The sequence below is a fragment of the Proteus sp. G2626 genome, from assembly GCF_009915985.1.
Classification (GTDB): Bacteria; Pseudomonadota; Gammaproteobacteria; order Enterobacterales; family Enterobacteriaceae; genus Proteus; species Proteus vulgaris.
Genome location: NZ_JAABNH010000029.1, coordinates 72,407 through 83,389 on the forward strand (window position 1 = coordinate 72,407; position 10,983 = coordinate 83,389).

11 protein-coding genes are annotated in these 10,983 nt (G+C 36.7%); 7 read left to right on the forward strand and 4 right to left on the reverse strand.

The genetic code is table 11. From position 1 onward, the window contains the following. Positions 1-332 precede the first annotated feature (332 nt). Together chiP and GWJ05_RS16640 are read left to right on the forward strand one after the other, a co-directional pair. Positions 333-1,727, forward strand: coding sequence for a chitoporin ChiP (chiP, locus tag GWJ05_RS16635; RefSeq protein ID WP_103004560.1), 1,395 nt, complete (start codon positions 333-335; stop codon positions 1,725-1,727). A gap of 541 nt (positions 1,728-2,268) precedes the next feature. Beyond that, positions 2,269-3,108, forward strand: coding sequence for a DUF817 domain-containing protein (locus GWJ05_RS16640; protein ID WP_161681513.1), 840 nt, complete (start codon positions 2,269-2,271; stop codon positions 3,106-3,108). 84 nt (positions 3,109-3,192) lie between these two features. On the opposite strand, the gene fur is transcribed toward GWJ05_RS16640, so the two are convergent. The 4 genes from fur to ybfF form a co-directional block, all read right to left on the reverse strand. Further along, the gene (gene fur / locus GWJ05_RS16645) at positions 3,193-3,639 is read right to left on the reverse strand and encodes a ferric iron uptake transcriptional regulator (protein ID WP_006537692.1); all 447 of its coding nucleotides are present in this window, start codon (positions 3,637-3,639) and stop codon (positions 3,193-3,195) included. 190 nt (positions 3,640-3,829) lie between these two features. Next, positions 3,830-4,357 carry a flavodoxin FldA gene (gene fldA, locus GWJ05_RS16650; RefSeq protein ID WP_036938486.1) on the reverse strand — a complete coding sequence of 176 codons (528 nt, stop codon included), beginning with the start codon at positions 4,355-4,357 and terminating at the stop codon, positions 3,830-3,832. A gap of 272 nt (positions 4,358-4,629) precedes the next feature. After that, entirely contained in the window at positions 4,630-4,938 is a 309-nt protein-coding gene (gene ybfE / locus GWJ05_RS16655) for a LexA regulated protein (RefSeq protein WP_036939089.1), read from the reverse strand. 203 nt (positions 4,939-5,141) lie between these two features. Further along, the gene (gene ybfF / locus GWJ05_RS16660) at positions 5,142-5,924 is read right to left on the reverse strand and encodes an esterase (RefSeq protein WP_036938484.1); all 783 of its coding nucleotides are present in this window, start codon (positions 5,922-5,924) and stop codon (positions 5,142-5,144) included. 458 nt (positions 5,925-6,382) lie between these two features. Between ybfF and seqA the strand changes: the two genes are divergently transcribed. The 5 genes from seqA to GWJ05_RS16685 all read left to right on the forward strand — a co-directional run bounded on the left by seqA (position 6,383) and on the right by GWJ05_RS16685 (position 10,924). Continuing rightward, positions 6,383-6,934, forward strand: a complete 552-nt coding sequence (gene seqA / locus GWJ05_RS16665) for a replication initiation negative regulator SeqA (RefSeq protein ID WP_036938481.1) — start codon at positions 6,383-6,385, stop codon at positions 6,932-6,934. 74 nt (positions 6,935-7,008) lie between these two features. Continuing rightward, positions 7,009-8,649: a phosphoglucomutase (alpha-D-glucose-1,6-bisphosphate-dependent) gene (gene pgm, locus GWJ05_RS16670; RefSeq protein WP_036938478.1), complete on the forward strand. Its 1,641-nt coding sequence runs from the start codon at positions 7,009-7,011 to the stop codon at positions 8,647-8,649. A 141-nt stretch (positions 8,650-8,790) separates the two neighbouring features. Beyond that, complete coding sequence (locus tag GWJ05_RS16675) at positions 8,791-9,273, forward strand: DUF1456 family protein (RefSeq protein ID WP_036938475.1); 483 nt, start codon at positions 8,791-8,793, stop codon at positions 9,271-9,273. A 477-nt stretch (positions 9,274-9,750) separates the two neighbouring features. Next, positions 9,751-9,957, forward strand: coding sequence for a YbfA family protein (locus GWJ05_RS16680; protein ID WP_036938471.1), 207 nt, complete (start codon positions 9,751-9,753; stop codon positions 9,955-9,957). A 223-nt stretch (positions 9,958-10,180) separates the two neighbouring features. Then, positions 10,181-10,924 carry a type 2 GTP cyclohydrolase I gene (locus GWJ05_RS16685; protein ID WP_036938467.1) on the forward strand — a complete coding sequence of 248 codons (744 nt, stop codon included), beginning with the start codon at positions 10,181-10,183 and terminating at the stop codon, positions 10,922-10,924. Positions 10,925-10,983 lie beyond the last annotated feature (59 nt).

A 10,983-nucleotide genomic window follows, 5' to 3' on the forward strand; every position in this document is an offset into this window, starting at 1 on the left:
AAAGATTATTTATAAATACTACTTATTATTCCTTTCTATAAAAACGAAATCTAATATCAATTAAAGATTGATTTAAAAAATTATTTTAAATCAATGCATTATATTTTTTTTAAATAGAGTATTATAAACGTAAGAAAGTGAAACGATCATTTAGTTATGTGCCCTTGGTCATATTTTGATAAAAATTCTTTTTTTGGGGTTGATAATTCGCGTCGCGAAAAATATGCTGTTTCTAACCTAATTTAGGTTTTTTCCCCAATTGGGGTTTTATATTTGGAAATAGGCATCGTGCTTATTTCTTTTTTAGTCAAAGTCGAAGAGGAAACAATGCTATGGTTATGCAACATGCTAAACCAGGCAGGGTGGCACTTGCTGTTATAGGCGCATTGCTTGTAACTGCACTACCTGCAAAAATGTCTCATGCTGAAGGGTTTATTGATGACTCAACTTTAACGGGTGGCCTTTTTTATTGGCAACGTGATCGTGACAGAAAAGAGTTAACACCAAATAGTCCTGATTACGGCAAATACAAAGCTAACCTACATCATTCTACATTCAACGCTAATTTAGATTTTTCTTCCGGTTATCTAGGCGATTTTATTGGTTTTGATTTAGCGGCTTTTGGCGCAGCTGAGCTGAATAATAGTGGCCCAGCGGCACCTAATGAAATCGGCTTTAGCGATGCTAAAAGTCGTTGGGATGAAAAATGGACAGGCGATCGCAGTGGTATGAGCGTGTATAAAGCCGCTGCAAAATTCAAATTAGGTAACTTTTGGGCCCAAGGTGGCTATATTCAACCTAAAGGTCAAAGCTTATTGCGTCCGCACTGGAGTTTCTTACCGGGAACTTATCGCGGCGCGGAAGCAGGTGCCGTTTTTGATTTCGATAAAAGTGGTGAATTATCTTTCTCCTATATGTGGACTGATGAATATAAAGCACCGTGGTATCGGAATATGTATAACTTCCGTAAAGCTGATCTAGAAACGAATATCAGCTATCTTCACTCTTTTGGCGCTAAATATGATTTTAAAAATAGCTTAGTGTTAGAAGCGGCATTCGGTCAGGCTGATGGCTATATCGACCAGTATTTTGGTAAAGTCTCTTATGATTTCCCAATTGCTGATAATGCATTAAGAACATCTTATCAATTCTATGGTGCTAAAGATAAAGTGACGGGAGGAGGGGTTAATGACGTCTATGATGGGCTGGCATGGCTACAAGCGCTGACTTTCGGTTATACCTACAATGTCTTTGATTTCAAAGTAGAAGGTACATGGGTTAAAGCAGAAGGTAATCAAGGTTATTTTTTACAACGTATGACGCCAGGTTGGGCGACATCAAATGGTCGTCTTGATATTTGGTGGGATGGTCGTTCTGACTTTAACGCGAATGGTGAAAAAGCCCTTTATGCTGGCGTGATGTATGATCTGAAAAACTGGGATCTATCAGGCTGGGCAGTAGGAACTTCTTATATTTACGCATGGGATGCTAAGCCAAGTGGTAAAGCCATTTATGACCAAGGACAACGCATCAGAGAAAGTGCATGGAATGCGGATATTATGTATACGGTTCAAGAAGGTCGCGCTAAAGGAACACTCTTTAAGCTTCATTATACCCGTTATGATAATCATTCCGATATTCCAAGCTATGAAGGTGGTTTTGGTAATATTTTCCAAGACGAAAAAGACGTTAAATTTAACGTAATTATGCCATTTACTATTTTCTAATATTAGTGTGAGGGTAAGGTGTATTATTGCACTTTATCCTTTATAAAAATAAAAAGTTAAATACGATTACGATAAGTAAAAATAAGTAATAGAAAGAGTTGAGATGAGAGAATTAAAAAGCATAGATATTATTCTTAAAAATTAACTTCGTTAATAAAGTGAAGTTGTCAGTCGTAGTCATCTGTAAAAGTAAAAGAGTTGTATTAAAAAGCAGTAATGTGTTGTTTAAAAATCGCAGTATGTCGTAAAACGTAATGAAGTAAAGTCGTCATGTCATGTCGTCTGAGATAAATGTGAGTAGGTTATTTTTATCTCTTGTGCTTCAGTTATTTCGCAGAATTTGCGTAAGGTATTTACCCTAAAAGGCAGTCAGAGTGGGTATTGTAGTGGGAGGGTAAATACCTTTATTTTTAAATCCTTTCTTTTTCATCCTTGTGCGTTTTTTCATTCTATGGCAAATTTCTTCTCATTCATTTTATCACTCCTTATTTATTATTCTGCATTTAATGTTATTTAATAATGCACGTTTTCAGGAAGAAGCATGTTAAAACGATTGGATGATTTTTTATTAGAACCTCCATTAAGGCCTTTTAAAGGTATAAAACGATTTATTGTTGAGTTTCTTTTTTTTGGTGTAAAAGAAGCGCGTTCTTGCTTATTTGCCGGTTTTTTCTTTTTTATTTTATTTACGACACCCAGTAAAGGAATATTAGGTATACCTCGTTATGATGTTTTACTTATTCTTGCTATTGCTTTCCAACTGTGGATGGTATGGGGAAAACTCGAAACATGGGATGAATTAAAAGCGATCTGTTTTTTCCATATTGTGGGTTTTGTTATGGAGTTATTTAAAACTTCGGCTGCGATAGGATCGTGGAAATACCCTGATTTTGCTTACACAAAGTTGTGGGAAGTGCCTTTATTTACAGGGTTTATGTATTCAGCTGTGGGGAGTTATTTAATTCAAGCATGGCGCTTTTTAAAAGTACGAATTGAACATTATCCACCTTATTGGATGGCAACGTTGGTCGCACTTGCTATCTATATTAATTTCTTTTCTCATCACTTTATTGGTGACTATCGTTGGTATTTAACCGCCTTTATTTTAGGTCTTTATGCGCGTAGTGTCGTTTATTTTACGCCTTATGACACAGAGCGAAAAATGCCACTATTATTGGCTTTTGTTCTGATTGGTTTTTTTATTTGGCTTGCTGAGAATTTCGGTACATTTTTTGGTGTTTGGCAATATCCCAACCAAATTGGTGCTTGGTCTGCTGTACATGCAGGCAAATGGGGCTCTTGGTCATTATTGGTCATTGTTACATTTACTATTGTGGTTCATTTAAAACATATTAAACAGAGTATCAGTGTGGCTAAATAGAGTTATTTTATCTTCAAATTTAGGGCAATAAAAAAGGAACTGTGAACAGTTCCTTTTTTCTACTGAGAGATTATCCAGAATGAATTATTTCTCATCATGTGCGTGGCTATCTTCTTTACAATTGCCTTCAGCACAGTGGCCATATAAATAAAGGCTATGATTGGAAAGTTTGATACCATGACGTTCAGCGATGTTTCTTTGGCGCACTTCAATCGCATCATCTGTAAACTCGATAACTTTACCACAATCAAGACAAATTAAATGATCGTGATGGTGTTGTTGAGTTAATTCAAATACTGATTTACCCCCTTCAAAATTATGTCGGGTAACAATACCAGCATCGTCAAATTGGTTTAAGACGCGATACACGGTTGCCAGACCAATCTCTTCACCGATATCGATGAGTTTTTTATAGAGATCTTCAGCACTGACATGATGGCACTCAGGATCCTGGAGCACTTCCAAGATCTTTAAGCGAGGAAGTGTAACTTTTAACCCAGCATTTTTTAACGCTTTATTATTGTCGGTCATGCGGATTTAATCCTGTTGCTAATGGTGAATTTAATTTTTGTGCTCACTAATAGGGTTTATTCATTAACGCTCGGGTGAATAAATAACCTTATTGATTATAGGCATGATATTTAAAAATAAACACCCCTACCTATCACACTATCTTAGCACACCATTGAATAATTATCATTCTCAATATTGAGTATTTATTTTATCCCAGAATTTCGTCTAGGCTCATTTCTTCTTTAATTTGAGCAACCCAAGCGTCAACACGCTCTTCGGTTAGTTCTGGTTGGCGATCTTCATCAATTGCAAGGCCGATAAAGTGATTATCATCTGCAAGCCCCTTAGAGGCTTCAAAATGATAACCTTCAGTTGGCCAGTGACCCACAATGACTGCACCACGAGGCTCGATAATATCGCGGATTGTACCCATTGCATCACAGAAGTATTCAGCATAGTCTTCTTGGTCACCACAACCGAACAATGCAACTAACTTACCCTCAAAATTAATATCTTCTAATGTCGGGAAAAAGTCATCCCAATCGCATTGTGCTTCACCATAATACCAAGTAGGAATACCAAGTAACAGAATATCAAATGCTTCGATATCTTCCTGACTAGATTTTGCAATATCATGAACTTCGGCATTATCCGCGCCCAATCGTTCTTGAAGCATTTTGGCAATATTTTCCGTGTTGCCGGTATCACTGCCGAAGAATATACCTATGATTGCCATAAAGTGAGATAACCTCTTTTATTCTATATTCGTTATACATCAAGATGTTGCATTATTGGCTACATTTATTCTCACTAATCACATACTTTGTATACTACTAGTGATTCATTTAACGCTTGCCTAGCTATACCTCGAAATATTTAGATTATATTTGTCTGTGTTTGAACAATTACTAGTGAAAAATAAGCTTCATGTTTTCATGATAGAAAACTAAAAAATGTATTTTGACGAAAATAGCAGGGTAATTCTGTCGAATTTGTGTGGTTTAGTTGCTAGCTATTCTCATTTTGATGCATTTTTAAGGCGTAATTTTGTGCTAATTGCTCTAGTAATATTTCTTCAATAAGTTCGCTACGACTGACATTTCTTGCTGTCGCCAACTCATTAAGTGCATTCACAGCGTCTTCATTTAATTTCAACTCAACTCGACGTAAACCATTGACTCTGTCTCGTCTTAATTGATTGCGTTTATTAATTCTAAGCTGTTCATCCCGAGAAAGCGGGTTTGTTTTAGGTCGCCCAGGTCTGCGTTCATCTGCGAACAAATCCAGTGTGGTGCGATCAGTTTGTTCTTTTGCCATAAATTTTGCTGTGAAAGGGCGTATACCAATGACTAAATTGCGAAACGCCCAATAATACCCCACATAGTGGCGTCCTGCCACTGCTTCCTGAGTTTAACCTATTGTCATTTGGTCTTTTTATCGACACATGGTGTGATTAAGTACAATAATTATACATTCAGGTAAGTTATTACTTTCTTAATGAGGTCATTTTAGGTAATTAATTAAACTTTGGATAAAAAACGACGAATAGCGTTAATAACCGTGTCAGGTTTTTCTGAATGTACCCAGTGCCCAGTATTGGCTACGACAAAAGCGCTAGCAAGCGGAAATTGATGTGCAATATCATGACGATATTCATCTAAGATGTAAGGTGATAAGCCACCACGAATAAATAACACAGGATAATGCCAAGCAGGAACGTTTTGCCAACCAATAATATCTGAATAGGCTTTTTTGATTGCAGGTAAATTAAATAACCATTCACCGTTTTTGAAGGATTTAAGTAAAAATTGAATAACCCCTTCTTCCTTAATAAAAGGGCGCATAATTTCTGCGGCATCTTGGCGTCGTGTGACTTTAGCTTCAGTGACGGCTTCTAGCGCTGCAAAAATCTTATCGTGGCGACGAACATTGTAAGCTACTGGCGACATATCAATGACTACAATGCGAGCAATTCGCTCAGGTGCTAATGCGGTCATTGCCATTGCAATTTTTCCACCCATGGAGTGGCCGATAATAATAGCTTTTGAGATCTGTAAACTATCAAGCAATGTAAGTACATCTTGTGCCATATCTTGATAATTCATACTTTCACTATGAGGTGAATGCCCATGATTACGTACATCAATCTGTATCACGGTGTTGTCTTGACGCAGATTACGTCCTATTGCGCCTAAGTTATTTAAGTCGCCAAAAAGACCATGGATCAAAACAATAGGTAAATCAGATGCAGGAACTGTTTCTGGTTGATGTAATTGATAATTTAATAATGTGTTGAGTTTCATGTAAATGACCAAAATAAGTGCGATTTTTTCTATGATGACATGCACTAGGTGCTAAGCCAACTTATCGTCATAATATACATCAGTAATTAAGAGTGGAAATAATTAACACAAGTAATTTATAAAAAACTATATAAATGTATTTTTATGGCTTTTTATTCCAAAGTAATATAAAAAGTTGAAATATTGACATTACTCAAAAATAAATACTTAGAATTTTATATCATTTAATGGTTGGTGTATGTGAGAAGGCGGTATTTGACACAGGGTTTGTTTGAATAAGTTCAAAGAATAGAAGATGATACCGAGATAAACAATAGGATAAATACCAAGCTTAGCCATTGAAATGGCTGGATCTTGTATAGATCTTCTTTAAGTTATTGAAATTTTACCTATTTTGTTTTTAAAGATTATATCTTATAATCCTAACTACTTTTTTTTGAAAACAGTACTGGGTAGCAATGAAAAAGATAGAAATTGATGACGAACTTTACCGCTATATTGCTAGCGAAACTAGACATATCGGTGAAAGCGCTTCAGATATTTTAAGGCGTCTACTGAAGCTTGATGCCAAACAGCCCGTACAGCCAGTCGTTGTCACTGAGTCAGTACAAGCACCTGTTATTAAACAGGACGCTGAACCTAAATCGATTACACCAGCAAAAAATCCGGTCCGTGAAATGCGAGAACTATTGTTATCTGACAGTTATGCTGAAAAAACAAAATCAGTTGATCGCTTTTTACAGATCCTTTCTACGTTATATAGCTTAGATAGCGCTACTTTTACTCAATCAGCTGAAACAGTACATGGACGAACACGCATCTATTTTGCTGGTGATGAACAAACATTACTCGATAGCGGACGTCATACAAAACCGCGCCATATTCCAGGTACGCCATTTTGGGTTATTACTAACTCGAATACAGAGCGTAAAAGAACAATGGTACAAAGCATCATGCAGGATATGCAATTTCCTGCGAATGAGATTGATAAGGTGTGTGGAACTATCTAACCACTATTGTTAATTGATGCATTGCAAAGGCTTTTGTTTAAAGCGTGATTGTGATGTCAAATAGGAGAAGATTTGTGGCAATTCATCCAAGAGCAGGGCAGCATACTCGTCAAAGTGATCTGATTAATGTGGCACAATTAACGTCGCAATATTATTCACTTAAACCACAAGCTAGCATTAATGCTCATCGTGTGAAGTTCGGTACATCTGGCCATCGCGGAAGTGCAAATCGCCATAGTTTCAATGAAGCCCATATTTTGGCAATTGCACAGGCTATTGCTGAAGTCCGTGCAAAAAATGGAGTAACAGGGCCATGTTATGTGGGTAAAGATACCCATGGACTATCAGAGCCTGCATTTATTTCTGTTTTAGAAGTACTTGCTGCCAATAAAGTGAAAGTGATTATTCAAGAAAATAATGGCTATACACCAACACCGGCAGTCTCTTTTTCTATTTTGACATACAACGACGCACATCAAGATATTGCTGATGGTATCGTGATCACTCCATCCCATAATCCACCAGAAGATGGTGGTATTAAATATAATCCATCAAATGGCGGACCGGCTGACACCGATTTAACTTCTGTTATTGAAAAACGTGCGAATGAACTGCTCGAAAATAACTTAATAGGGATCAAACGTCTTTCTTATGATGAAGCGCTGGCAAGTGGTTATATTGAAGCTCAAGACTTAATTATGCCTTATGTCAAAGCGTTAGGTGACGTTGTTGATATGGAAGCAATTAAGAAAGCAGGCCTAAAATTAGGTGTTGATCCATTAGGTGGTTCCGGTATCGAATATTGGAAGCGCATTGGTGAGTATTACGATCTTGATCTTGAATTGGTCAACGATCAAGTCGATCAAACATTCCGTTTTATGACACTCGATCATGATGGTGTTATTCGTATGGACTGTTCATCACCATGGGCAATGGAAGGTTTATTACAACTGCGTGATAAATTTGATTTAGCCTTTGCTAATGATCCTGATTATGACCGCCATGGTATTGTGACACCGTCTGGTTTAATGAATCCTAACCACTATTTAGCAGCTGCAATTAACTATCTTTTCCGTCATCGCCCACAATGGGTTAATGATGTAAAAGTAGGTAAAACTCTGGTTTCAAGTGCGATGATTGACCGAGTTGTGGCTGACTTAGGACGCGAGCTGGTTGAAGTTCCTGTTGGTTTTAAATGGTTTGTACAAGGTTTATTTAGCGGTGAATTTGGCTTTGGTGGTGAAGAAAGCGCAGGTGCTTCTTTCTTGCGTTTTAACGGTAAACCATGGTCAACTGATAAAGACGGTATCATCTTATGTTTGTTAGCTGCTGAAATGAAAGCAGTGACAGGCAAAGATCCACAAGAGCATTACAATGAACTAGCACAGCGTTTTGGCTCCCCAAGCTATAACCGTATTCAAGCATCAGCAACCCATGAACAAAAAGCACTGTTGTCACGTTTATCGCCAGAAATGGTAACTGCAAGCACGTTAGCGGGCGACCCAATTACTGCTCGTTTAACACATGCTTCAGGTAATGGTGCTTCTATTGGTGGTTTAAAAGTGATGACAGATTACGGCTGGTTTGCAGCTCGTCCATCAGGCACAGAGGAAGCGTATAAAATTTACTGCGAAAGCTTCCGTGGCCCTGAGCATCGTGAGTTAATTGAAAAAGAAGCCATTGAAATAGTAAATAATGTCTTTGCTAACAAATAAGTTAGTGTAATAAGCTATTTATATAGAATACACTCTACCAAAAGGTAGAGTGTATTTTTTTAATCATTACATATTTTTAGATCACAGCATTGATATCCATCATTGAGGTTGATTTAGAATTAAAAATAGAGTGGATAATCAATGCAAAATAATTTTGTTTTACGCAGTGTACGTTACATGTTGGATCTAAGTGATGCACATGTTGTTGAAATCATGAAACTAGCTGATTACACCGTCACGAAAGAATTAGTCAATAGTTGGCTGAAAAAAGACGATGAACCTGAATTTGTCGAGTGTGACGATAATGCGATGGGACATTTTTTAAATGGCTTAATTTTTTATCGTCGTGGAAAAGATGAAAACTTCCCAGCACCTGAAGTTGAAAAGCGTATAACTAATAATATTATCTTAAAAAAATTACGTGTCGCTTTTGAGCTAAAAGATGTGGATATTCTAAAGATTTATGAGCTTGCGGATTTCCGTGTTTCTAAGCCAGAGTTAAGTGCTGTATTTCGTAAACCAGGACATAAAAACTACCGTAATTGTGGCGATCAACTTGTAAGATACTTCCTGAAAGGATTAACCGAAACCCTGCGTGGTAAAGGTAAAGCAGTGAAGAAATAAGTTCAGGGTACTTTAAGTTATAAAATTATCTATTTACTGATGACACCCCAAAAATTGGTTTTCAATATTGGGGTGTTTTTTTATGGTATTATCTTGATTTCCCTGCATAAATATTTCATTAATCACTGCTAAATATATTATTCAGTCGTAGATAATTTAGCAGTAGCTCTATGTTATTAATACTACAGTCCGCATTCTTGAATATCCAACCTCTCTTTCTTTATTTGATTTTTTTCTTTTTTGATAATTTATTCTCAAAATTATTTACTACAACTTTTATCAAGTAAAAATACCGATCTCATTTTGTTAATAGTTGTGTAATTTATGTTTCAACTTTGTTTCCATAATGAAATTTAATTACATATCAAGAAAAATAAAGGTGATTTTTCGCACGAATTGAGTGGTCTGATCAGTAGTAAAATTTCATCAAATGAGGTAAAATTTCAACATCAATTAATTGCTATGCAGGAGAACACTATGCCAGCTTATAACGAATATACAAAAACACATGTATTGGCCCGTCGTACTGGTGCTATTGCGCTAGGTGTTGTGGCATTTCCTGTTATGATTTTCCATCCTAAACGTGCACAATTTTATAGCTATATACACCGTGTATGGTCTAAAACAAGTGATAAACCTGTTTGGTTGGCAAAATCAGAAGTGGCGTTAAATAGCCACAAATAACAGAACATCAAGGTAACGCCTAGTAAGTAGGCGTTATTTTTATCACTTCTTTAAAGCATTTTTCCAATGCAATCTGCTTGTTTTTCCTCACTTTCAAATAACCTTCAAGTTTTACGTTACAATAAAGAATAATGATTTATTTAAACGGATACCTTTAACCTATTGCTATTTATTCGATTGTTATATAAATAGTGGCATTCGTGATAACAGGGAAAAGAATGAGATGAAAAATACCGCTCTAGAATTAATCATCAATGAAAAGCTCAGTATTGAGAATTTCCAGGACTACGCACCTAATGGCCTTCAAGTAGAAGGGCGTCCACATATTCAAAAAATAGTTACGGGTGTGACTGCCAGCCAAGCATTACTTGATGAAGCAGTCGCATTAAATGCGGATGCAATTTTAGTTCATCATGGTTATTTTTGGAAAAATGAGCCTGTTGTCATTCGCTCAATGAAACGCAATCGTTTGAAGACATTACTTTGTCATGACATTAATCTTTTTGGTTATCACTTACCGTTAGATGCGCACCCAATTTTAGGTAACAATGCTCAATTGGCATTAAAAATGGGCGTTAAAGTTGAAGGTGAAATATTACCTTTAGTGCCGAAAGGTGTGTTTGATTTGCCTTTAGCGCCTCTTGAATTAAAAGCACGTTTAGAAAAAGCATTGCAACGTAATGTATTGCATTGTGGTGATAATGCACCTGAAGCGATCCGCAGTATTGCTTGGTGTACTGGAGGGGGACAAGGCTTTATTCAAGATGCAGCAGATGCTGGAGTGGATGCTTTTGTGACGGGGGAGGTCTCAGAACAGACTATTCATATTGCAAGAGAAATGGGCGTTCATTTTTTTGCTGCAGGACACCATGCAACGGAGCGTTATGGTATTAAAGCATTAGGTGAATGGCTAGCTCAAACACATAACTTGGATGTAACGTTTATTGATATTGATAATCCAGCATAAGCCCACTTATTTCTATCTTAAAAGCTACCTCTCTTTAATTAGAGAGGTAGCTTTTTCGC

What these genes read in the sequence shown, in the direction of transcription:
- ybfE (WP_036939089.1), bottom strand. Translation starts at nt 4,938, where the DNA reads ATGGCAAAAGAACAAACTGATCGCACCACACTGGATTTGTTCGCAGAT.
- GWJ05_RS16685 (WP_036938467.1), top strand. Translation starts at nt 10,181, where the DNA reads ATGAAAAATACCGCTCTAGAATTAATCATCAATGAAAAGCTCAGTATT.
- GWJ05_RS16680 (WP_036938471.1), top strand. Translation starts at nt 9,751, where the DNA reads ATGCCAGCTTATAACGAATATACAAAAACACATGTATTGGCCCGTCGT.
- fur (WP_006537692.1), bottom strand. Translation starts at nt 3,639, where the DNA reads ATGACCGACAATAATAAAGCGTTAAAAAATGCTGGGTTAAAAGTTACA.
- ybfF (WP_036938484.1), bottom strand. Translation starts at nt 5,924, where the DNA reads ATGAAACTCAACACATTATTAAATTATCAATTACATCAACCAGAAACA.
- fldA (WP_036938486.1), bottom strand. Translation starts at nt 4,357, where the DNA reads ATGGCAATCATAGGTATATTCTTCGGCAGTGATACCGGCAACACGGAA.
- GWJ05_RS16640 (WP_161681513.1), top strand. Translation starts at nt 2,269, where the DNA reads ATGTTAAAACGATTGGATGATTTTTTATTAGAACCTCCATTAAGGCCT.
- chiP (WP_103004560.1), top strand. Translation starts at nt 333, where the DNA reads ATGGTTATGCAACATGCTAAACCAGGCAGGGTGGCACTTGCTGTTATA.
- GWJ05_RS16675 (WP_036938475.1), top strand. Translation starts at nt 8,791, where the DNA reads ATGCAAAATAATTTTGTTTTACGCAGTGTACGTTACATGTTGGATCTA.
- seqA (WP_036938481.1), top strand. Translation starts at nt 6,383, where the DNA reads ATGAAAAAGATAGAAATTGATGACGAACTTTACCGCTATATTGCTAGC.